This is a genomic window from Kosakonia quasisacchari (assembly GCF_004331415.1).
Lineage (GTDB): Bacteria > Pseudomonadota > Gammaproteobacteria > Enterobacterales > Enterobacteriaceae > Kosakonia > Kosakonia quasisacchari.
Window position 1 is genome coordinate 1 of sequence record NZ_SJOP01000027.1, and the last position, 20,896, is coordinate 20,896.

General features: G+C 45.3%; 24 protein-coding genes. 16 read left to right on the forward strand and 8 right to left on the reverse strand.

The features are described 5' to 3' along the window. The first annotated feature begins 36 nt into the window (after nt 1-36). From E0L21_RS21860 to E0L21_RS21900, 9 genes are read left to right on the forward strand one after another with little or no spacing between them, the layout of a single operon-like run. Nucleotides 37-1,248 carry a beta-ketoacyl synthase N-terminal-like domain-containing protein gene (locus E0L21_RS21860; protein ID WP_131413213.1) on the forward strand — a complete coding sequence of 404 codons (1,212 nt, stop codon included), beginning with the start codon at nt 37-39 and terminating at the stop codon, nt 1,246-1,248. An 11-nt stretch (nt 1,249-1,259) separates the two neighbouring features. Then, entirely contained in the window at nt 1,260-2,249 is a 990-nt protein-coding gene (locus E0L21_RS21865; protein ID WP_131413215.1) for an ATP-binding protein, read from the forward strand. A 3-nt stretch (nt 2,250-2,252) separates the two neighbouring features. Then, nucleotides 2,253-2,960, forward strand: a complete 708-nt coding sequence (locus E0L21_RS21870; RefSeq protein WP_131413217.1) for an ABC transporter ATP-binding protein — start codon at nt 2,253-2,255, stop codon at nt 2,958-2,960. Further along, the gene (locus E0L21_RS21875; RefSeq protein ID WP_131413219.1) at nt 2,944-3,600 is read left to right on the forward strand and encodes a hypothetical protein; all 657 of its coding nucleotides are present in this window, start codon (nt 2,944-2,946) and stop codon (nt 3,598-3,600) included. Before E0L21_RS21870 ends, E0L21_RS21875 begins: the two co-directional genes overlap by 17 nt. 6 nt (nt 3,601-3,606) lie before the next feature. Further along, on the forward strand, nt 3,607-4,911 hold the full coding sequence (locus E0L21_RS21880; protein WP_131413221.1) for an ABC transporter permease: 1,305 nt from the start codon (nt 3,607-3,609) through the stop codon (nt 4,909-4,911). Between the two features lie 59 nt (nt 4,912-4,970). Then, complete coding sequence (locus E0L21_RS21885) at nt 4,971-5,705, forward strand: outer membrane lipoprotein-sorting protein (protein ID WP_235855274.1); 735 nt, start codon at nt 4,971-4,973, stop codon at nt 5,703-5,705. 17 nt (nt 5,706-5,722) lie between these two features. Next, a complete protein-coding gene (locus E0L21_RS21890) occupies nt 5,723-7,090 on the forward strand; it encodes a hypothetical protein (RefSeq protein WP_235855271.1) in 1,368 nt (455 codons plus the stop codon). 11 nt (nt 7,091-7,101) lie between these two features. Further along, a complete protein-coding gene (locus E0L21_RS21895; protein ID WP_131413225.1) occupies nt 7,102-8,034 on the forward strand; it encodes an ACP S-malonyltransferase in 933 nt (310 codons plus the stop codon). A gap of 10 nt (nt 8,035-8,044) precedes the next feature. Further along, nucleotides 8,045-9,046, forward strand: coding sequence for a hypothetical protein (locus E0L21_RS21900; RefSeq protein WP_131413227.1), 1,002 nt, complete (start codon nt 8,045-8,047; stop codon nt 9,044-9,046). A gap of 64 nt (nt 9,047-9,110) precedes the next feature. On the opposite strand, the gene E0L21_RS21905 is transcribed toward E0L21_RS21900, so the two are convergent. Beyond that, the gene (locus tag E0L21_RS21905; RefSeq protein WP_131413229.1) at nt 9,111-9,704 is read right to left on the reverse strand and encodes a helix-turn-helix transcriptional regulator; all 594 of its coding nucleotides are present in this window, start codon (nt 9,702-9,704) and stop codon (nt 9,111-9,113) included. A 387-nt stretch (nt 9,705-10,091) separates the two neighbouring features. On the opposite strand from E0L21_RS21905, the gene E0L21_RS21910 reads away from it, so the two are divergent. After that, nucleotides 10,092-11,474: a diguanylate cyclase gene (locus E0L21_RS21910; protein ID WP_131413231.1), complete on the forward strand. Its 1,383-nt coding sequence runs from the start codon at nt 10,092-10,094 to the stop codon at nt 11,472-11,474. Nucleotides 11,475-11,724: 250 nt separating this feature from the next. Then, the gene (locus E0L21_RS21915) at nt 11,725-12,462 is read left to right on the forward strand and encodes a YnfC family lipoprotein (protein WP_235855272.1); all 738 of its coding nucleotides are present in this window, start codon (nt 11,725-11,727) and stop codon (nt 12,460-12,462) included. 36 nt (nt 12,463-12,498) lie between these two features. Here the strand turns inward: E0L21_RS21915 and E0L21_RS21920 are convergent, their stop codons facing one another. Then, complete coding sequence (locus E0L21_RS21920) at nt 12,499-13,248, reverse strand: SDR family oxidoreductase (protein WP_131413235.1); 750 nt, start codon at nt 13,246-13,248, stop codon at nt 12,499-12,501. A gap of 100 nt (nt 13,249-13,348) precedes the next feature. On the opposite strand from E0L21_RS21920, the gene E0L21_RS21925 reads away from it, so the two are divergent. Beyond that, nucleotides 13,349-13,708, forward strand: coding sequence for a winged helix-turn-helix transcriptional regulator (locus E0L21_RS21925; protein WP_131413237.1), 360 nt, complete (start codon nt 13,349-13,351; stop codon nt 13,706-13,708). Here E0L21_RS21925 and E0L21_RS21930 read toward each other — a convergent pair. After that, nucleotides 13,705-14,487 carry an SDR family NAD(P)-dependent oxidoreductase gene (locus E0L21_RS21930; protein WP_131413239.1) on the reverse strand — a complete coding sequence of 261 codons (783 nt, stop codon included), beginning with the start codon at nt 14,485-14,487 and terminating at the stop codon, nt 13,705-13,707. The two genes, E0L21_RS21925 and E0L21_RS21930, sit on opposite strands and share 4 nt — an antisense overlap. Before the next feature lie 133 nt (nt 14,488-14,620). Beyond that, nucleotides 14,621-15,067, reverse strand: coding sequence for a winged helix-turn-helix transcriptional regulator (locus tag E0L21_RS21935; RefSeq protein ID WP_131413241.1), 447 nt, complete (start codon nt 15,065-15,067; stop codon nt 14,621-14,623). A 153-nt stretch (nt 15,068-15,220) separates the two neighbouring features. Here E0L21_RS21935 and agp point away from each other — a divergent pair, with 153 nt between their 5' ends. Continuing rightward, a complete protein-coding gene (agp, locus tag E0L21_RS21940) occupies nt 15,221-16,459 on the forward strand; it encodes a bifunctional glucose-1-phosphatase/inositol phosphatase (protein WP_131413242.1) in 1,239 nt (412 codons plus the stop codon). Nucleotides 16,460-16,501: 42 nt separating this feature from the next. Here agp and E0L21_RS21945 read toward each other — a convergent pair whose 3' ends face one another. Together E0L21_RS21945 and wrbA are read right to left on the reverse strand one after the other, a co-directional pair. Next, the gene (locus E0L21_RS21945; RefSeq protein ID WP_017456265.1) at nt 16,502-16,729 is read right to left on the reverse strand and encodes a YccJ family protein; all 228 of its coding nucleotides are present in this window, start codon (nt 16,727-16,729) and stop codon (nt 16,502-16,504) included. A gap of 20 nt (nt 16,730-16,749) precedes the next feature. After that, nucleotides 16,750-17,346 carry an NAD(P)H:quinone oxidoreductase gene (gene wrbA / locus E0L21_RS21950; protein WP_131413244.1) on the reverse strand — a complete coding sequence of 199 codons (597 nt, stop codon included), beginning with the start codon at nt 17,344-17,346 and terminating at the stop codon, nt 16,750-16,752. 392 nt (nt 17,347-17,738) lie between these two features. On the opposite strand from wrbA, the gene E0L21_RS21955 reads away from it, so the two are divergent. The 3 genes from E0L21_RS21955 to rutR all read left to right on the forward strand — a co-directional run bounded on the left by E0L21_RS21955 (nt 17,739) and on the right by rutR (nt 19,632). After that, nucleotides 17,739-17,918: a con-10 family general stress protein gene (locus E0L21_RS21955; protein WP_131413246.1), complete on the forward strand. Its 180-nt coding sequence runs from the start codon at nt 17,739-17,741 to the stop codon at nt 17,916-17,918. Nucleotides 17,919-18,049: 131 nt separating this feature from the next. Beyond that, a complete protein-coding gene (locus E0L21_RS21960; protein ID WP_131413248.1) occupies nt 18,050-18,970 on the forward strand; it encodes a DMT family transporter in 921 nt (306 codons plus the stop codon). A 23-nt stretch (nt 18,971-18,993) separates the two neighbouring features. Then, nucleotides 18,994-19,632 carry an HTH-type transcriptional regulator RutR gene (gene rutR, locus E0L21_RS21965; protein ID WP_131413250.1) on the forward strand — a complete coding sequence of 213 codons (639 nt, stop codon included), beginning with the start codon at nt 18,994-18,996 and terminating at the stop codon, nt 19,630-19,632. Here rutR and E0L21_RS21970 read toward each other — a convergent pair. Together E0L21_RS21970 and E0L21_RS21975 are read right to left on the reverse strand one after the other, a co-directional pair. Next, nucleotides 19,629-20,024, reverse strand: a complete 396-nt coding sequence (locus E0L21_RS21970; protein WP_131413252.1) for a lysozyme inhibitor LprI family protein — start codon at nt 20,022-20,024, stop codon at nt 19,629-19,631. The two genes, rutR and E0L21_RS21970, sit on opposite strands and share 4 nt — an antisense overlap. Nucleotides 20,025-20,087: 63 nt before the next feature. Continuing rightward, a complete protein-coding gene (locus E0L21_RS21975; protein ID WP_131413254.1) occupies nt 20,088-20,639 on the reverse strand; it encodes a nucleotidyltransferase family protein in 552 nt (183 codons plus the stop codon). Between the last annotated feature and the right edge of the window lie 257 nt (nt 20,640-20,896).

Consider the following 20,896-nt stretch of genomic DNA (forward strand, 5'->3'; position numbering starts at 1 on the left):
GGAACTATTATGCATTTGTAATTAAGGAATAAATCAGTGGATAATGCGGCTATCATTACAGGTTATAGTCTATATTTACCCTTTGCTGAAAACTACAGTCAGTTGGTCAATAATCTTCGCGTTGGTAAGCGTGTTAATGAGAATTATTGGTTTGCATCTGATGAATTAGCGCTGAAATGCGGGTTTACAGGGAATAAGCACGTGGCAAGGCTGGAGCAAATAGATGATAGCCCATTAGCGTTATTGTATCGATTAATCGATGACGCACTGGCTCAGGCTAATCTCGGAAAAATTGCGCTTGCCGGTGAAAGGGTAAGGGTATATTTAACCGGGTTAGGGCCACGTGTTGATGGCATGGACTATAAATCCTTTTATGATCATAATGATGTTGAAGATCTTAAATGTTCGCTATCAATAAGTCGTCTTCATGTAAACAATATGTCGCAGGATGAACTTGCCTATAATATTGCGCACAAGTATGGGTTAAACCATCTTCCGCCTAATTTACATTGCACTAGTAATTCATCATTAACAGCAGTTCATCTTGGTTGCCAGGCGATTGATAATGATGGGGCAGATCTTGTTTGCGTAATTAATTGTTCTAAAATCAAAACACAAGATATCTGGTTTCTCGAAAATCAATCTATGCTTGATAGCGAATCAGTACAACCATTTGGTCAAAATAGCAGATCAGTTTTATTTTCAGAGGGCTGCTGCGTCATACTACTTGAGAGTAAAGCGCATCGACTGGCCAGAGGAGTAAACGGTGGTATACAGCTCAAATCTGCGTATGCGCAAATTAGTGCGAGTCGCAGTAATGATTCAGCTTGGTTAAGCGCTAATATTATTAAAGTTATAAGTAAAGTATTGAATGACGCGAATATCGGTCTCGGCGATTTATGTGCAATCATTCCTCATGGTAACGGTTCGTCAAATAGCGATAAGGCAGAGGCTAAAGCAATAGCAATGCTTTCAGGCAAGCAACCTGTTCCGGTTCTCGCTTATAAAGGACAACTGGGGTACACCACAACAGGCTCAGGGATCGTCGATTTGATTATTGGCGAGTACTCTCTTCGCCGACGCGAATTACTTTCTCCGGTAAGTAATGATGACATTATCGAAGAAATTTCGAGTCAGCTGTTGACGGATATCGGCGTTATTAAACATGAAAAGAAACATTTGTTGAAGACGGGGCTTGGCGTTGATGGATCAATTATCGGCATTGTCATGTCTGATACCAGCATTTGAGATTAGTAGATATGAAAAATGAGATATATCTGACGTCATTTTCACTTTTGGAACCAGACGAGAATTTTTATTTTTATGCTCCTCACTGGTTAAATGCCTGGGAGGCTCATCTGTATAACCAGGCTCTTAAATCTACCTCTGCAAGTGGTTGGGCATTTAAGAGATTTGGGACCGATAAAGAAATCTATGCGCGGGAAATGATACGTAAGCCGCGTTATATTGATTATATTGAGTCCATGGAGCAAGCCGCTGATGTTGCATTACAACAGATGACTCCAAGAGACCGCATGTTATTGTTAAAGTCGCGTGCTGCTTTCATTTATATCGATGCATGGGGAGAATCGTCTGTCTTTGAAAATATCACCAGCGCGCTGCATACTTCGACTATTGATACATTGCCAAAGAATATATTAAAGAAATTCTCAATTAAAAACGTGACGTGCAAGATTCGCGGGGAGAATTTTTCATTAATACAGGCGATGCGATTAGCGCAAGATTATCTACATTGGAAGGTTTTCGATTTTGTGGTTATATGTGGAGCGTACAGAGCAATTCCCGTATTGGTTTTTTCGGATGAAGATATTTCTGGTATCAAGGGTAGCGTTAGAGCAAAGCAAAAAAATGGCGTGCAACTCTCCGTCGAGCGGACAGGGTGTTTTATTTTCAGCTTACGCGAAAGTGCGCTAAGAGTGAGTTGCGGTAGTTATATCGCTCACGATAACGTGGATTACATTCAACGTGAGATGGCGAAGGATTTATCGGAAGGTGATCTGCTTACCTTTTCGGGTAGAAAAGAGAATATTACGCGGATAACACCGCGAACTTGCATAGATGTTATCGACCTGAAAGATATTTATGGGTCGAGCGGTTGTCTTACCCCTGCGCTGAGCTGGGAGTATCTACTAAACAAAACGGTTCCTTCAAAAAAGATGCGCACGATATTAGCTGATAAGTTCGGTGGGTATAGTTATTTTGATACCCTCTTTTCGTCGGGGGGGTGATTGATGGGGAATACAATAAAAGAACTTCCAGCAATCTTTATGCAAGATATTTATAAGAGTTTTGGTGCTAGCGAAAATAAGGTTGACGCGTTAAAAAAAATTAACCTTGAAATCAAGAAAGGCGAGTTTGTGGCGCTATGTGGGCCTTCCGGTAGTGGGAAAAGTACGTTGCTAAATATTCTTTCTGGCATCGATATTCCTTCCGCTGGAACTGTCATGTTTCTTAATTATGTTCTTAATGAAATGCCCGAAAAACAGTTGGCATATGTGCGAAGTAAGTACTTAGGGTTTATTTTTCAGTTTTTTAACCTTATCCCAGTACTCAGCGTTTTTGATAATGTTTTTTATCCTCTTGTTTTGAATGCACATTTCAATAAGAAAGAAGCAAAAGAGCGCGCTTTATATTTCCTGGACAGCGTGGGGCTCGCTCATTTAATTGATCGCAAACCCGGTCAGTTATCGGGAGGGCAGCAGCAGCGTGTTGCGATCGCCCGCGCGCTTGCGCATGAACCCAGTGTCGTCGTCGCCGACGAACCGACCGGGAATTTGGACTTAACGACGGGGGAGTCCATTTTAGATTTGTTGATGAAAATAAATCAGCAGATCGGCACCACATTTGTTATTTCCACGCATTCAACCCAGCTTAGAGACAGAGCCGGGCGGGTAATTGAAATTAAAGATGGAGTGTTAGTACATGGCGCAGATGCGTAAGTATTATTGGTCTCTCTGGGTAGGATTGGCCTGTTATATGGTAGCGAATACTGCTTATGCGATGACAGCTCCGGAGGTCGATAAAGTGATACAGCGTGGCCTCCCTGAACAATCCGATGCGTTAGCGAAAACGACACAGGCACTTTTTCAGGAATTTGAAAAAACGAAGAACGTTACGTCGCTGATTTTTTATTCCTATGGAATGTTACGGCAGGCGAATCATTTTTCGGCCGTTAATGATTTTATCCATGCTTCGGAATATGCGAAAACGGGTTTTTTTTATCTTGATGAAACGGTAGATTCACATGAAGAAAACCCCCGTATTAGATATCTTCGCGTACGTATCGACGCTTATTTACCCGCTGTAATAGGGCGTTGTGTAGTTACACTCGATGATACCAATCGGTTATTAAAAGAAAAAAATGTATTCAATAATGATATTGTAAAGCATATTGAGTATATGCGTTATAGAGCCCTGGTAAACTGCAATCAACCTCAGCAGGCTGAATTGCTAATGGAAAAAATAAAGGCGCAAACTTCCATGGGTGCGAAGTATCAGAATACAGACTTCCATGCTGAACCAGAGTGGGATATGAATGAAGTTACCCAAGTTGTTATTCCATTACTCAAAGGCGAGTAAGTATCCATGCATATGCTTTTAATGAATATAGCTGTTCTTGTGATAATGTGTTTTGTCTTTTATTGTGCCTTTTTCAAATTTAGGGATGCCAGGTTTTCTTTTTTAAATTTGTTCCGACATAAAAAAAGAACAATTTCAACAACGATTGCCATTATGCTAGGTGGTGTGTCTATTTTCCTATATGGCGGATTTATTGATTATTCTTTTTGGATTATGAAGGAGCAGACTATTAGAACAAATATCGGGCATGTTCAAATCTATAACCCAAAATATTTTGAGACATCAAATAAAAGTCGCAGTCTGATCGCGGATTATGCAAATCTGAAAAAAGAAATTCTCAGCGATCATGCATTATTTGATGATATTTCAACTATTTCAGGACAACTTGAGTTTAGCGGTGTCGTATCACAATATGAAAATGAAACCTCCAGTTTTTTTTCAGGGTTAGGTGTAGAACCGTTGCCATCATTAAAGCTAGGTTCTTTCGATAAAATTATTTCTGGCAGTGATTTATCTCGAGTTAAAACAAACGAAGTTACCATCGGGGAAGGGCTTGCTGGAACGCTAAATGCTAATTATGGTGACTGGCTTGATATAATGACAGTCAATACCCATGGTGGGCAGGGCGCTCTTTCATTGAAATTACGTGGCATCTTCTCCTCAGGTATTAAAGATTATGATGATGTTGCGATGAAAATGCCCTTGGCGACAGCACAAAAATTAATGGGTACAGATGGTGTAAGCAAAGTCATAATTTTGCTTAAAAAAGACAATACGGATTTTTTTATCAAAAATTTACGACATTTTATTGATGAACATCATTTGCCATTGATAGTTAAAAGTTGGAAAGATACCTCAATTTTTTATCAACAGGTAGAGAGTTTACTATCAGGTATTTATTTCTTCATCAAGCTCATTGTGGCACTCATTGTTATCTTTATGATCAGTAATGCGATGACTATGAATATTATAGAACGTACAAGAGAAATCACCACGCTACGGGCGATTGGTTTACAGCCATTACATGTTTCGCGGTTGTTCCTGCTTGAAGGAATATTTATTGGTACCCTCGGTGCGATAGGTAGTCTTGTCATCGGCTTTGTTCTTGCAGGTATTATTAATCTACACGGTATCGCCATGCCCCCCTCTCCCGGCCAAACGCAAGGTTATACCGCTTTCATTAAAATTAACAACGTCGCATTGATATGGCTAACGTTTGTGTTGCCTGTGCTAACTTCCTCGTTAGCGTCAATACTACCTGCTTTGCGAGCATCCAGGTTAAATATATCAGATGCATTTAAATTTTCTTAAGGCCGAATATGATTGGCTCCGTTAGTCTTCGAATCATTATTGTGTCTGTTTTTTTTATCATGGTAAATGTCAGCGCGATAGCTGCAGTCGGAGCGCTAGATATTATTCGGCGTGCTGACGAAATTCGCTCACCCAATAAACCTTTTCGTTATACCGTTACAGTGCTTGAGTACAACGATGGTGTAGAAAAAGAAGAAAATAAGCAGATTCTTGATATATCAATGCGTTTTATGAAGCCTGAAGATGGAATGCCAGCTGATGCGCGTTCGTTAGCTCGTTTTATTTATCCACCCAGGGATAAAGGTAATGTCATGCTATCTGATTGGTATGATCTATGGTTTTATACGCCAACGCTTCGACGACCTATGCCTATATCGCGTGAGCAAAGGCTAGTTGGGCAAATTTCAAATGGTGACGTTATCGTTACCAACTTTGAATATTCTTATAGCGCAACACTGGTTGGAGATAAGCCCTGCGGGGAATCGTTCTGCTACGAACTCGTCTTGCTACGTAAATCGGATGCAGTGACATACCCTAAGATTATCTATTTGGTTGAAAGAGAAAGTTATCATCCCTATCAGGCATCTTATTATTCGATGGACGATAAGCTACTTAAAACAGTTCAGTATGAAAATTTTCAAATGGTGCTAGGGGAAATGCGACCAATGAAAATAGTTGTGCGAGATGCAAAGCACAGTAAAGGCTATTCTGTTATGGAGTATAGTGATGTAAGGTTCGAATCTTTACCCGAATCTAATTTTACCCGGGAATATATTCAGCGAGGTGTTAAGTGAGTTGCCGCATAAATCTGGTGACTTTATCGTTTATACTGTTACCTGTTAGTCTCAACGCAAATTGTCTTTCGGGTTCTGATATACAAAAAAACGCTGATGTTACACTATCGTTGCAAGGCTCTTATACAAAAAAGAAACCATCAATATGGAACATTGAAGGCAAAAACGCCTATGTAGAAGATAGTATTAATAATAGCGCAGGCGTAAAGTTTAGCAGCGGTTGTTCGATTATTGATGAACGTCTGAATTTAGATCTATCACTTTATGGGTTGACTTATTATCCATGGCGAACCTTGGGGGATTTTGAGAAGGATAACCATCGTTCGCGAATACTACTGAATCAGGTTAAACTTACGCTTATATTGTCTGACAACGTTCGCCTCGAAGGCGGTAAGCTTAGAGATAAACCGGGTATTTTCTTTCTTAAGTCGCCATCGGCTCTGCTAACCAATTACTATGCGGGGTTTAAAAATGACCGCCTTTATACTCCGGCAATGAAGCCAGTTTATGCCGAATCATTTTGGGGGGCGAGCATTATTCATGATACAAGGGATTACGGAGTGGTTTTCACTGTCGCACCTCGGTTAGCACGAATAAATAAGCACTATGAGTCGTCAGGAAACTGGTCTGCTGATCAACGTTCTAATTCCAGCGAACGTTATTTGTTAAGTTATACGGAATATCGTCTTAAAAAACATACGCCGTCAATTAATGTAATGTTAGGAGAATCTCGCTCTGTTGCTTTAGCTGACAGTATTAATTACACGCCACAATGGATTATCAATGCTGAGATTGCCTTGCATTCAACCCAACGATGGCGGCATTTTTCACCGCAAAAGGCTGATGCTGTGCAGAGTTATTCTTTTCCTTCTTCGCTCTATACCACAGGAGATAAACAGGGCGTTGAGCTGGCGATAGGCGGGCAGTACACCACTGATAACTTCAGTTTGTTTGGCTTAGAATACTATTTTCAAAGCGAAGGATATTCTGCACACCAGTGGCGGCAACAAACAAATTTTATCGATTATCTCAATACCAAAAACCAGTATGCTGCATTAGATCAGGTGTTTGATGCGTATAAATATCTTATGGGTGCAGAAATAAGTAATGTTTCAAATAAAGGAAACTTGCTGGGTAAACACTATATTAATGCTTATGCTAGTTTGGCATTTAAAGGTGGTTCTAACTTACAGCCTTATATTATTACGAATATGGTGGATTACAGCTCGCTAATCGGGATGCATTACTCGAGACCTTTTGATTATTTCGATGGGAAAGTTGAAGGCTATGCTGGGATTTTTTCAGCGTTTGGCGCGCGAGATGCTGAATTCTCCCACTTTGGTAGAACTGTCGGTTTTTACCTAGGGGTTGAATATCATTTATAAGGATATTATCTATGGACATAAGTAGTACATCACAGCCTGTTGTTTTTCTTTTCGCTGGGCAGGGAAATCCCGTTATCGGCATGGGTGCTGATTTATGGAATATAAATGAGACAACACGAGCCATCTGGGATTGCGCCAGTGATATTTCTGGTATGGATATTAGGCGATTATGTTTAAAAGGCCCCATGAATCGCTTGATCCAGACAACTGTGCAACAAATTGCTGTAACTGCGATGAATGTAACGCTCTATACTCTTTGCAAAGACAAATTTGCGGAGACACGCGTTATCGGTTCATGCGGGCATAGTGTTGGGGAATATAGTGCTCTTTACGCTGCCGGATCAATAACACTGGAAAATCTATTTCGCCTGATTCATTTTCGTTCGCAGGTGATGGATGATGTTAGTAAAAAATACAAAGGCTACATGTTGGCGGTAAAAGACATAGATCATACCGCTCTCAGTCAAATGATTATTGAATCTGATCTACCAATCGATATCAGTTGTGATAATAGCTGCCGGCAACAAGTGGTTGGCGGAACGATAGCTGCACTTAATGATTTCTCACGTCAGCTCCGTGCTGCTGGCCATGAGCCTGTGAAGCTTGGCGTAAGCGGTGCCTGGCACACGTATTTGATGGACGAAGGCGTACCCGTGATGCGCAAGCATCTGTCTGACGCTGAAATTTGTCCTCCCCAACACGCTGTCGTTATGAATGTGACAGGTAGGGCAGAAAATGAACCGGTGCAGATCAAAGAAAACCTCTCTTTGCATTTAACACATACTGTTAAATGGGCGGATTCAATGTCGCTTTTTTTAGCAAATAAAAGCCCAGCCTTATTCGTTGAAATCAGTAATAAAGCTTACCTTGGGAAAGTGTTAAAGGATTTCGTCAACTTTAACCCTGAGATGACATTGCATTGCAGGGGATTGTTTTCAATTTAATGGTGCTATTGTGATTCCAGATTATCTAAAATTTATACGTGTTCAGGATAAAAGAATACTGCCTTTTCTCTTCGTTGTTGTTTTTATTATGATTGGTTTTTATTGGAAGAATAATAGCTATGATTTAAATCAAAGTGACGCTTATTACATTAGCGGCATTGTAGGTATTTTACTCTTCAGTTCAATTTATGAACTTAAAGCTTTTTGGGCATACAAATGCGTTACAAAAGCGATCGACTTCACTTTTTTTTCTGGGAGAAAACTTGGCAGAATAGAAAAATGGTGTTCTCATCCATTCGTTGCGAGTAATTTATTTACCGCCGGTTTTGGGTTAATTATACAGAGCTGTTTTTTACTTCACTCATCAATGTATGCACTGATTCCCTTGCTTACGATTTCACCTATTTTTATTTACGTTGTGTTTCGGGCCTTAAGAACCAGTTATATTAAGCAGGTAGCAACGGCAGCGGTTGAAAAGGTGAAATATAAGCACCTTTATCGTTATGTTTTTGCGTATCTTTTTCTTGGCGTCGCTTTAAATTTGTTGACTATTTCGCCTTTGAAACGTGAGGCGGATTTTTCGCTGCAGGTCGGCGTTTTCTCCGCCAGGGTAGTGGTCGCAATGTTTATTTTATGTTGTATTGTTTTGGCAATAAATCTACTTTTTGCTCGTTTGTCAAGGCGGTATATATTTCTCGGCAGGTTGTTTTTAAAAGAAATTGATTTTTATTTTTCGGTTTCATTGCCATGGCCTGCATTCTATGACAAGCCTTTTTGGTTGAGAATAACTCTGTTACTGCTCACTGAGTTTGTATGGATTATTCTCGTTAGTGCGTTTCTGGCATGGTCTGGATGGCAACTCTGGTTTGAAGTGTATTTTTTGGTCTGCTTTTTACCATGTATTTGCTTTAACTATTTGCACATTTACGCGCTTTGGCATCGGGATTTTCTGATGGCTTGTGACATGTACTTTCGCTGGGGGACGATCGACAAACAGACTCATCTTTGGTGATAGAAGTATACCGCCTGTAGCATTTATATCACTATAGGCGGTGACGATCTTGTGTCTGCATGTTTTAAAAGCTGTAGTCCAGTTCTTTTATACTGGTAGGAGAGGTGAAAAAGGTTGTTGATTCTTCAAGTAGTTTATCTCTTATCAAAAGCAGGTCGCTTATTTTTTTTCCTCCTAATTTTTTGCACGCCTTGTTACGATAAGCGTAAACTCTTTTTGGCGGTATATTAAGTGTTTTAGCTATCAGATGAATGTTTTTGCCCTTTAGTGACTCTTTGAGAATAATACTTTCGATATCACTAAGTTCACTATCTTTGGTCGATACCTCTTTTTTCTTTTTTGCCACAACTCTAATAGCGCGGCTTATGTCGAGAAGCGAGTCCCGGGATTTAATGACCAGATCGGCATCATTAATCACGATATCTCTCGCAGCACCTAAGATAACCAGTAATTTACAGACTTTATTAAGTGGTGAGATTGCCTTCGCATAGGCACCGTTTTTTACGTCCAGATGAAGGATGACGACGTCATCTGGTGTTAGTTGGTTAGTAAGTGAAGAATCTAATTCATGTGCAACTATGTCCCATCCCTTCGATTTGGCTAATGAAATAATTCCATTTTGGAAATAAACATCGTCACTGATTGTATAAATCTTCATGTGTTTGCTCTATATCATGTTGAATAATTCTAAGGATAATTCCTGGATTATAATTAGTCAGGAGTGGAACCTGTAATTAAATAATCTTAAATAAGTCCTTGTAATTAGATAAGGTAAGAACGGAGTAGATTGTAATTGTGCATTTGCAGTCTATACTTCTTAGATGTATTACTTGATTTTGTTGTTTTAAATGAAGAAGATATTAACTGAGGTGTTTTAAGTAAAATTGATTTTTTATATTGCAGATTACTTTTTTCTTGGCACATTCTTTCATTTTTAAAAAGAATAGAGATTTTTCAACATTTGTTATGAGTTTCCGGCTTGCGATATTCAGCATATTGATGAGGGCAAGCAGAGAGCGTGTTAACTATCGTAAGGGTTTAAGTAATGGAAAATTATCTTAAATTAATGAAAAATGAATGGTTTCATCTCATTGATAAAACAGATGAACGCATTCGTTTTTTAGCGGCGGAAGTTGGCAAAACGCATGCACATATTCTGAGTCAGGAGTTCTACCGTATTGTTCTGACTGACCCTCACGCGGAAGAGTTTCTGTCTAATGATCAAGTAGAGAGACATCTTAAAAGGGCGTTAGAAAAGTGGATTACAGATGTGTTAGCATGTCAAGTTTCTGATATTGATAGACTTATCGCGATTCAGCAACACGTGGCTTCGATCCATGCGCGCATTGGTATTTCGGTTGAAATTGTAGAAATGGGTTTCCGGGTTCTTAAAAAAATACTCTTTCCGGTGATCAATTCTTCATCTTACGCTGCAGCAGACAAGCTTGAAGTTTACCACTACGCCATTAACAGCATTGATCTGGCCATGGAAGTGATGTCGCGCGCTTTTACCTTTACGGAACACAACTCATCGAAGGAAGATGAGAATTACCGCATTTTCTCCCTGCTTGAGAATGCGGAAGAAGAAAAAGAGCGGCAGATTGCTGCAATGTTAAGCTGGGAGATTGACCTTATCTACAAAATCATTATGGACGCTGATCTCGGTAACAGTCTGACCCTCAGCCAGTCTGACTTCGGCCTGTGGTTCAATCACAAAGGCCGTCATTACTTTAGTGGTATCGCCGAAGTGGGGCATATCTCGCGCCTCATTCAGGATCTCGATGAAGTTTTCCGTAATACGCGTAATACACCCAGAGCATTAAGTAACAGAACACTTCGTGTTAAATTTCTTATTCAGATCAGAAACACTGTTTCGCAGATTATTACGATGTTGCGTGAACTTTTCGAGGAAGTTTCCCGGCATGAAGTGGGAATGGATGTGTTGACAAAACTTCTTAATCGACGCTTTTTACCCACGATATTTAAACGCGAAATTGCCCATGCCAAGCGTATGAATACTCCGTTGTCTGTATTAATTATTGATGTTGATAAATTTAAACAAATTAACGATACATGGGGACATCATACTGGCGATGAAATTTTACGTAAAGTTTCCAGTGCATTTTATGACAATGTGCGCAGCAGTGATTACGTTTTTCGTTATGGTGGCGATGAGTTTGTTATTATTTTAACCGAGGCATCGGAGTTTGATACTTTACGTATTGCCGAGCGTATTCGTAGTCGTGTTGAAAAAACTAATGTCATTTCACCGTCTGGTGAAAATATTGCTTTGTCCCTTTCTATCGGAGCGGCAATGTTCAGTGGTCATCCTGATTACGAACGCTTAATACAGGTCGCTGATGAGGCGCTATATATAGCAAAAAATAAGGGGCGTAATCGTGTTGAATTATGGAAGGCGCCAGATTGAATTATTTGAATAAAATTGCGCTATATTCAATTTCACAGTGGAGCTCTTCTTTTTGTTATTTTCGAAAAAGTACGCATGTAATTAACCTATGATGCTGTGGCTGACGCAGTTATTTTTTTGTCGATCATTCACATATATGCCCGAATTAACCGATTTTAAGCCAAACTGAATTTGTTTGCCCTCAGATTTTCCTCTATCTGGTCTTGCTGAATTGTCCGCATTTGTTACTCTTCTCATTTTGTTTCAAAGGATGGCAGAAGTGAAAATTTGCTCTTATTTGTTGGCGCTCATGCTTGGGTTCACCACCACGGTTGCCAGTGCGCAGCAAACCTATATGCCGGTACTGTTAAATCTGTCAACGCTGCTCGATTTCAACCCGGTCAAAGGCCATGTCAAAACCATCGATTCCGTGGGAACCGATGATAAAGGCAACGAGGTTTACACGCTCCGCGTGGTGTTATCCGCAGAGGGTTGTGTACAGACGTTACGCCATGATGGTAAGTCCGATAATAGCCATATGAATTTGGTCAATGAAGGAAAGGCGCTAAAAGGAACATTCAATGGTCAACCTGTTGCTTTTGGGTTGGACGACAAATGCAATTTAACGAGTCGCGATGATAGTAATGGGCATCTCGATTATAAAACCAATGCGCAAGGCCTGCTGGGCGAGACAATGCTTCGAACACTAAAAATTACCGATTATTTCTACGACACTGATGGCAATATCAAAAAGGTGCAATATTACTCAGGCGATCTCGTCGCCTCCTCAACCAGCATTCACTATCCTGATAGCGTCAATAAACCGCTCGATTATACGCTGGTCAATGAATCTGCTCTCAATGCCCGTTTTAATTTCACTGCGGTTAGTGAATGCCGATACGATGAAAGGCAAGTTCCTGTCCTTTGCCATTTAAATGTTACCCCGGCTAGCTCCTCCGGGGATGTGATGACGCATATGACGGTCGCCACCCGCGCGAGTTTTTACTGAGTAATAAAGCGGAGACGGCCAGTGGCTCCGCTTTATTTACAAACTACCGGTACCGCCATCGACCAGTAATTCCGTGCCGACCACATAAGCGGACTCATCGGAAGCAAGAAACAGCGCAGCCTTCGCCAGCTCCGTCGGTGTTCCCATTCGCCCTAACGGCACCAAATCTTTGATTTCACTCTGCAACGCTTCCTGTGCCGCACCGCTCAACCCCAGTTTATTCAGCGCCGGCGTGTCAACCGGGCCAGGGCTCAAACCATTGATGCGCACCCCGCGCGGCAGCAATTCTGCCGAGAGCGTGCGGGCAAACGACAGTAGCGCGGCTTTGCTCGCGGCATATACGCTGCTGGTAGGCAGGCCGATCCGCGCGCTGACCGAACCACACAGGATCACTGACGATGGATTATGCAGTAGCGGCAGGAGAGCCTGAATCAGAAAGTAGGGGCCCTTGAGATTGGTATCCATCAACCGATCCCAACTCTCTTCCCGCCACTCTTCAAGCAAGCCGTGCGAGACATCGCCCGCATTAATATACAGTACATCCAGCTGTGGCCAGCGCGTCGCGAGTGTGGCAGCAAGCTGGCGTTGATCGTCGGTACGACTGGCATCAGAAGCAATAACCCAGACATTATCACCGAGTATTGCCTGCGCTTGCTTTAAGGTTTCCGGATTACGCCCGGTTATGGCTACCTGTGCGCCTTCAGCGATGAATTCTTGTGCGGTAGCAAGACCTATTCCAGTGGTACCGCCGGTGATCAGCGCATATTTACCTGCTAAGCGTCCCATTTTCGACTCCTGTTTTTAAGCTTGAGAAAGCACTATAGAGCCGTTTGTATCCTTTGGATACAAGGTACCAAATGGGTACTAAAAAGGCAGGAGGTATGTTATGGCGGATTCAGCGGCATTGTTGCCGAAAAAAAATTATGCGACGCAACCCTGTCCAATGACTGATTTTGTCAGCCTGATTTCCGGGAAATGGGCTATCCCGATTTTGTACCGGTTGATTGTGTTGAATACGGCGGTGCGCTTTAGTGAGTTGCAGCGCGCAGTTTCACCGATTACGCAAAAAGAGCTGACTCGCCAATTGCGCTTATTTGAGCAACGCGGGCTGGTCTCCCGGCAGGTTTATCCGGAAGTCCCGCCGCGCGTCGAATATTGCATTACACCGTTGGGGTTAACCTTGCGCGGTGCGTTAGATCCGCTGGCCGAGTGGATGCATAACCACGGTGATAAGTTAAAACGTTAAGCGCGTGAGTAACGTGACGCGGGTTTGCCGTTGCGCGAAGCGCTAAACAGCGCCAGTCGCGCTGTTTCCCAGTTATCCCACAGCTGTAAATCCTCGACTGGCGGAACCGTGACCAATTCACCTTGGTCGAGGCCTGCCAGCGCCGCATCGACCAAATCTTCGCTGGTCATCACCGAGCCTTCCGGTAGCGCATCAAGTGTAATCCCGGAATGCCCCCAAATTTCAGTCGCAGTAGCGGCTGGCAGCACGGCCTGAATGCGAACATTGCTCCCGGCGAACTCTTCCTGTAAACCACGGGTGAAATTAAGCACCCAGGCTTTTGTCGCGCTGTAGACCGCGCTGCCCGCACGAGCATGGAAAGCAACGACTGAAGCAATATTAATGATGGTTCCCTGATTGTCTTCCACGAAACGCGGCAACACTGCCAGCGTCAAGCGCATCAGCGCCGTGGTATTCAGCGTGTTGATGGTTTCATGTTGTTCGGCACTGCTGCTGAGGATAGGGGCAAGATTTGCTGCACCGGCATTGTTTACCAGCAGACTTATCGTTGTATTGTCACGCAAAATCGCCTCAACCTGCTGGATCCCCTTAGCGTTGCTGAGATCGGCAACCAGTGTGCTGATTTTTACGCCATGGCGATGCTGTAAATCGTCGGCAAGTGTGTTTAAACGGTCGCCGCGGCGAGCGACCAGCAGCAAGTCGTAACCACGAGCCGCGAGACGGTCGGCATAGATGGCGCCAATCCCTGAAGAGGCGCCGGTAATCAGTGCTGTTGTCATTTTTTCTTACCTCGTTGTTAAATGGTTTTATCATAAAACTAAATTCAGCTTCTGATATTTGGTTTTATAATGCAACCAAATAAAACGGCAAAAAATGCGGTTTTAAAATAGATTGAGGTAACAGGCTGAATTATCAGGTATTAGCTATACGCAACTTCACGTCCTGTGGCTGCAACTCGCGGCCATCCGCGGCGCGCAGAGCCAGTTTTTGCAATGGGCGGTGCGTATGGTTATCGACCAGCACGCTGGCAGGTTCACCTTTATCGAACAACCACTCCTGTCCCCATTGCGAGAGCGCGACCAGCACCGTTTGCAGGGAACGGCCTTTTTCTGTCAACACATATTCCTGCCAGGCGCTGCCATCAGAGGCGGGTTGCGTGCGCAAAATACCTTCATCCACCAGCAGTTTAAGACGCGCGGTCAGCATGTTTTTGGCAATACCCAGGTTTTTCTGGAATTCACCAAACCGTGTCACGCCTGCTAATGCATCACGCACAATGAGCAAGGACCACCAGTCGCCAATAATATTCAGTGAACGAGCTACGGGGCAGAAAGTCTCTTCAAAGCGGGTACGTTTCATCGCAGTTCTCCGGTTAATAGTTTAATTATAAAACCACATCGCGCGTCTTCACACCGCTTTTTGCGCCAGTGCACACTCCGGGGATCTTGTACCGGTGAGTTGTCATGAATGTGTCACAATTCTAATTTCGGGTAGAAAAATAAGGAAAGCAAAATGAAAACGTTTTTTTGGCTTAGTGCAATTGCCTCCACCATGGCACTCCCCGCCGCGATGGCGCAAACGGCACCACAGGGTTATCAGTTGCAGCAAGTGTTGATCATGAGTCGTCATAACTTACGTGCACCGCTGGCGAATAATGGCAGCGTGCTGGAGCAATCTACACCCAACAAATGGCCTCAGTGGGATGTCCCCGGTGGAGAGCTGACCACCAAAGGTGGCGTACTGGAAGTGTATATGGGGCACTATATGCGCGAATGGCTTGCAGAGCAGAAACTTATTGCTACGGGAGTGTGTCCGGCGCCAGAAAGTGTTTACGCCTGGGCTAACAGTTTGCAACGCACTGTCGCGACAGCGCAGTTCTTTATCAATGGCGCGTTTCCGGGTTGTGATATCCCGGTACATCATCAGGAAAAGATGGGGACGATGGATCCGACCTTTAATCCGGTGATTACCGACGAATCTGCCTCGTTTGGCCAGCAGGCGGTGAAAGCGATGGAAACTCAGCGCCAGCACTATGCGCTGGGAGAGAGCTATAAACTATTGGAAAAAATCACTCGCTATCAGCAGTCCCCGGCCTGCAAAGAGAAACAGCAATGCTCGTTGGCAGAAGGCACTGATACCTTTAGTGCGAAATATCAGCAGGAACCGGGTGTTTCCGGGCCCCTGAAAGTGGGAAACTCGCTGGTGGATGCGTTCACCTTGCAGTATTACGAAGGGTTCCCCATGGACCAGGTTGCGTGGGGAGAAATCAAAACTGATCAGCAATGGAATATTTTGTCGAAGCTGAAAAATAGCTACCAGGATACCTTATTTACCTCGCCGGAAGTGGCGCGTAACGTGGCAAAACCGTTGGTGAAATACATCGACAAAACGCTGGTGGAAGAGGTTGGCCGCGCGCCGAAACTGACCCTGCTGGTGGGGCATGATTCCAACATCGCTTCATTGCTCACGGCGCTCGATTTCAAACCGTATCAGTTGCATGACCAGAACGAACGCACGCCGATTGGCGGGAAGATCGTTTTCCAGCGCTGGCATGACACGGCGGGTAATCGCGATCTGATGAAGATCGAATATGTTTATCAGAGCCGCGATCAGTTGCGCAAAGCTGAAGCTTTAACCCTGAAATCCCCGGCACAGCGTGTCACGCTGGCCTTAAAAGGTTGCCCGGTAGATGGGGAAGGGTTCTGTCCTATTGATAAATTCAATGCGGTGATGCGCGACGCGGCGAAATAAGCGAAACGAAAAGCTCCCCCGCGACAGCGAGGGAGCAGAACGCTACACGTTTTGCCGTTCTATGGTTTGTTCGCCCCAGAAAAGTGAATCTTTATCGGTTTTTTCAAAGGCGCGCAGTAACACCTCATCGCTGCCTTCCTCCCAGATTTTTTCTGCCAGCTTTTCGTCATAATCGGCGAGTTCGAAGATCGCCTCGGCAATTTCTGGCGAGGTATTACGTAAACTGGCCCATTCACCCACGCGATGGGCTTTTGCTTCTTGAGTTGGCATCTGTTTCCTCCTGTTGAAGGTTAACCGTTGAGTTTTACTGCCAGGCCCGCAACGTATTCACCCTGATAACGGGCAATTGCCAGCTCTTCGTTACTGGGCTGGCGAGAACCGTCGGCACCTGCAATAGTCGTTGCACCATAAGGTGTGCCTCCGCGAACCTGCGAAATATCGAACAACTCCTGGGCAGCGTAACCAATAGGCACAATGACCATCCCATGATGTGCAAGGGTAGTCCAGGTTGACGAGATTGTATGTTCCTGGCCGCCGCCAGTGCCGGTGGAGCTGAAGACGCTCGCCAGCTTGCCGTACAATGCGCCCGATGCCCATAAACCACCGGTCTGATCAAGGAAGGTTCGCATCTGTCCGGACATGTTGCCGAAGCGAGTCGGTGTACCAAAAATGATGGCGTCGTATTCAGCCAACTCTTGCGGCGTGGCGACTGGCGCATTTTGCGTCTTACCTCCTGATTTCAAAAATACTTCTGCCGGCATGGTTTCCGGTACGCGCTTGATGACAACGTCCGCGCCATTCACTTTTTGCGCACCTTCGGCAACGGCATGCGCCATCGTTTCAATATGTCCATACATTGAATAATAAAGCACCAATACTTTGGCCATTTGCATCACTCCTGATTTGATGATCACCGGCAGCAGAACGCTGCGTTCTTTTTAAGCGTATGACGTGATGGTCAGAGTGCAAATAAGAGCACCATTTCTTTGATAAATAACAAGTTAAAAACAAAATCCCGGGAGTTACAATTTGTCACATATAAACGCGGCGGATTTTTTGCGAGTTAAGAGGACGTTATCGGTTTCGCTTAGGGAGGGATGGCTGTTGGCAGCGCAAGCTGTTGCAGAATATTACCATTCACTGGCTGAATGATTTCCTTCCACTAAGCTTAGTTCCACACGGCGCAGATAAAGGCACTGCCTTTGCACCGTGCGGTGAAAGAATCCTCTTTTACTGAACGCAGTATGATGTCTGATATTTCACTCATCTGGAGGTAAGCATGGCAAACCATCGTGGTGGATCAGGTAACTTTGCTGAAGACCGTGAAAGAGCATCAGCAGCAGGCCGTAAAGGTGGCCAGCAGAGCGGGGGGAATTTTAAAAACGATCCCCAGCGCGCCTCTGAAGCCGGTAAAAAAGGGGGCAAAAATAGCCATGGTAGCCGCAGCAGTAGCAGCTAACAATGGCGGCTGACAACCCTGACCGGTTGTTAAGCACGCCCGCCGCCGGGGAAACCCGGCGGTTTTTTTATCCTTGCACCGTCCGCGATGCCAACGCACACTAGCGTTTTTCCCCTGTTGCCGGTTGTGATATGTCTCTCGCCCGTTACGCCTTCTCCGTAAAACCTCAGGAAGCACTGCTGATCCTTATCACTATGTTCTGGGGTGGTACGTTTCTTGCCGTGCAATACGCCGTAACGATGAGTGGCCCGTTCTTCTTCGTTGGTCTGCGCTTTGCCACCGCTGCGCTGGCAGTGAGTATGCTCTCACTGAATATCCTGCGTGGCTTAACCTGGCTTGAAGTGAAGGCGGGAGTCGTCATCGGGGTTGCCATCGCTCTGGGCTACAGTTTGCAAACCTGGGGACTCCAGTCTATTTCCAGCAGCAAATCTGCATTTATTACCGCCATGTATGTGCCCCTGGTACCGTTATTACAGTGGCTGTGTCTGGGACGGTTACCGGGGTTAATGTCCTGTATTGGCATTGCGCTGGCGTTTGGTGGCCTATTGCTGCTCGCCGGGCCAGAAGGTAATTTGCTGGCGCTGGGGGAAGGCGAAATCATTACTCTTGCCAGCGCGTTAGCCATTGCCGCCGAGATTATCCTGATCAGCGCCTGGGCCGGAAAAGTCAATGTTCGCCGGGTGACGGTGGTGCAATTGCTCACCGCATCGCTGGTCTCATTTATGGTCATGGTGCCTGCCGGGGAAGCCATACCGCCACTGACGACAGGTTTGTTACTGGTCGCGCTGGGGTTGGGGATTTTTAGCGCCATTATCCAGGTGGTAATGAACTGGGCGCAGCGCAGTGTGTCACCAACGCGCGCCACGGTTATTTATACTGGTGAGCCAGTATGGGCCGGAATTTTTGGCCGCATGGCTGGCGAGCGGTTACCATTTTTAGCACTCTTTGGCGGCATGTTGATTGTGCTTGGTGTGCTGGTGAGTGAACTGAAGCTGAAAAAGAAAAAAACACGGTCTGCCGGCGCAGCAGACAAGGCAGAGCAGGAGTTGTGATAGTGAAGGATAAGGAGTGGGGGATGGCGCAGGATACAGTTAGCGGAGCGGGCAAACGCAAGCGTGCGGTGAGCGAGAAGCGGCAGGCGATTTTAACGGCAGCATTGGATCTCTTTTCCCGCCTTGGTTTTCATGGTGCGCGCCTCGAACAGGTGGCAGAGCTGGCGGGCGTATCGAAGACCAATTTGCTCTATTACTACCCGTCGAAAGAGGCGCTTTATATCGCCGTATTGCGCCAAATTCTCGATATCTGGTTAACGCCGTTGAAAGCGTTTCGCGAAGATTTCGCACCGCTGGTGGCCATTCGCGAGTACATCCGTTTAAAGATGGAAGTTTCGCGCGATCATCCCCAGGCATCAAAACTGTTTTGCCAGGAGATGCTCCAGGGCGCGCCGCTGCTGAAAGCCGAACTGACCGGCAGTTTGAAGACGTTGATTGAAGAGAAATCGTCGATTATTGCGGGCTGGGTAGCCAGCGGCAAACTCGCCGCTGTCGACCCGCATCATCTTATCTTTATGATTTGGGCCTCAACGCAGCATTACGCCGATTTCGCCACCCAGGTGGAAGCGGTCACGGGATCAACGCTGCAAGATGAGGCTTTCTTTCAGCGTGCGGTAGATAACGTTCAGCGCATGATCATCGAAGGCATCCGCGTGCGTTAGTGGCCCGGCGGTAATGGGCAGCTTAAGTCACCTTCGCCACATTGCAACAGCGATGCCAGCCAGGCTTCGCGTTCATTGGTTTTATCTGTCAGGCACTGGTTTTGCACCATCGGCTGGGCACTGCCGCCCTCCACGCCAGAACTGACAAAGGCGCAGTCGCTGTCGCGCAGGGTTATCCAGCTTTGCTGCGCTTTTTTCAGCATTGCGGCTTGCGGTGGCGTCGAACGCTTAAGCGCGGCCTGGTAGGTTTGATTAAGTTTCTTATCCGCAGCCTGATATTGACTGGCAGTGCAGCTGTTGAGCTGAGCTTGTGTGGAGGCGTTATCGCACTCATCGGCCAGTACCGGGCTGCTGAGTAACAGCGTCGCCAGCGCCAACATACGCGTTTTCATCACTTCCCCTTATTTCGCAAGGCGTTGAACCAGCGCTTTTATTAACATAGCCCTTCGCGAATGTCACCCGCACAGCTGGAGTTTTGGGTAACGTATTAACCAGCGTTTCTCATCAACGCGCTGGTGGAACAGGTGCCGCTTCTCGTGCTGAAAACGCGGGGTTGGTTGCAGGCGCAAGCAGAATAGATCCGCCAGCCCAAAAGGGGCAACAATCGCAAGGCGATCATCTTTATCTAAACGCATTGCCACGGCGGTCGCCGTTTCCGGCCAGTGCCAGAGAGCTTTTTCCAGCGAGGCGTACGGCGCGTCGTCATTACGCGTATGCATGCGCGCTTGGTTTTTTACCGACCAGGCAAAACCGGCAGAGCGCAGGCGCAACTGCGCTTCCAGTTCTGCATCACGTTCGGCGCGTGTGTCCGCAGGCTCACGCCAGATAACATCCACATCCCCTGTATGCGGGCGCGACGTGAAGCCGTGCAACTGATCCCAAACTGCATCGCGTATAAACCCTGCGCCAATCCAGCATCTTTCGTGGGTTGCACGCACCATTGCCAGAGCCGCCATTCGCGGTGAATCGGCGCGAAGCAGTGCTTCCAGTTCAGCCGCATAGTGCATCGTTACACTCCATCATTCATTAATCCGTAAGAGATAAAAGGTTATCGGCACTGCTTGTGGGCGAGTATCGCGTTACGATGAAAATATTGCTGTCAGCGCTTTTGCCTTGCTCGTTTCAGTTCTCAAATTTAAAAACTTCTTGCGGCTGCTACACCATTTGGCGGTGTGAAAACATCCCTCACAATGCTTAAAATGATAATTAATTGTTAATTTAATGTTTTAAATTCAATTATATTTAACACCATTCAAGTGGGCTA

Bases quoted from the DNA above. Each gene is read 5' to 3' on its own strand.
- E0L21_RS21865 (WP_131413215.1), top strand. From the start codon at position 1,260: ATGAAAAATGAGATATATCTGACGTCATTTTCACTTTTGGAACCAGAC.
- E0L21_RS21870 (WP_131413217.1), top strand. From the start codon at position 2,253: ATGGGGAATACAATAAAAGAACTTCCAGCAATCTTTATGCAAGATATT.
- E0L21_RS21875 (WP_131413219.1), top strand. From the start codon at position 2,944: ATGGCGCAGATGCGTAAGTATTATTGGTCTCTCTGGGTAGGATTGGCC.
- E0L21_RS21880 (WP_131413221.1), top strand. From the start codon at position 3,607: ATGCATATGCTTTTAATGAATATAGCTGTTCTTGTGATAATGTGTTTT.
- E0L21_RS21885 (WP_235855274.1), top strand. From the start codon at position 4,971: ATGGTAAATGTCAGCGCGATAGCTGCAGTCGGAGCGCTAGATATTATT.
- E0L21_RS21895 (WP_131413225.1), top strand. From the start codon at position 7,102: ATGGACATAAGTAGTACATCACAGCCTGTTGTTTTTCTTTTCGCTGGG.
- E0L21_RS21905 (WP_131413229.1), bottom strand. From the start codon at position 9,704: ATGAAGATTTATACAATCAGTGACGATGTTTATTTCCAAAATGGAATT.
- E0L21_RS21910 (WP_131413231.1), top strand. From the start codon at position 10,092: ATGGAAAATTATCTTAAATTAATGAAAAATGAATGGTTTCATCTCATT.
- E0L21_RS21915 (WP_235855272.1), top strand. From the start codon at position 11,725: ATGGCAGAAGTGAAAATTTGCTCTTATTTGTTGGCGCTCATGCTTGGG.
- E0L21_RS21920 (WP_131413235.1), bottom strand. From the start codon at position 13,248: ATGGGACGCTTAGCAGGTAAATATGCGCTGATCACCGGCGGTACCACT.
- E0L21_RS21925 (WP_131413237.1), top strand. From the start codon at position 13,349: ATGGCGGATTCAGCGGCATTGTTGCCGAAAAAAAATTATGCGACGCAA.
- E0L21_RS21930 (WP_131413239.1), bottom strand. From the start codon at position 14,487: ATGACAACAGCACTGATTACCGGCGCCTCTTCAGGGATTGGCGCCATC.
- E0L21_RS21935 (WP_131413241.1), bottom strand. From the start codon at position 15,067: ATGAAACGTACCCGCTTTGAAGAGACTTTCTGCCCCGTAGCTCGTTCA.
- agp (WP_131413242.1), top strand. From the start codon at position 15,221: ATGAAAACGTTTTTTTGGCTTAGTGCAATTGCCTCCACCATGGCACTC.
- E0L21_RS21945 (WP_017456265.1), bottom strand. From the start codon at position 16,729: ATGCCAACTCAAGAAGCAAAAGCCCATCGCGTGGGTGAATGGGCCAGT.
- wrbA (WP_131413244.1), bottom strand. From the start codon at position 17,346: ATGGCCAAAGTATTGGTGCTTTATTATTCAATGTATGGACATATTGAA.
- E0L21_RS21955 (WP_131413246.1), top strand. From the start codon at position 17,739: ATGGCAAACCATCGTGGTGGATCAGGTAACTTTGCTGAAGACCGTGAA.
- E0L21_RS21960 (WP_131413248.1), top strand. From the start codon at position 18,050: ATGTCTCTCGCCCGTTACGCCTTCTCCGTAAAACCTCAGGAAGCACTG.
- rutR (WP_131413250.1), top strand. From the start codon at position 18,994: ATGGCGCAGGATACAGTTAGCGGAGCGGGCAAACGCAAGCGTGCGGTG.
- E0L21_RS21970 (WP_131413252.1), bottom strand. From the start codon at position 20,024: ATGAAAACGCGTATGTTGGCGCTGGCGACGCTGTTACTCAGCAGCCCG.
- E0L21_RS21975 (WP_131413254.1), bottom strand. From the start codon at position 20,639: ATGCACTATGCGGCTGAACTGGAAGCACTGCTTCGCGCCGATTCACCG.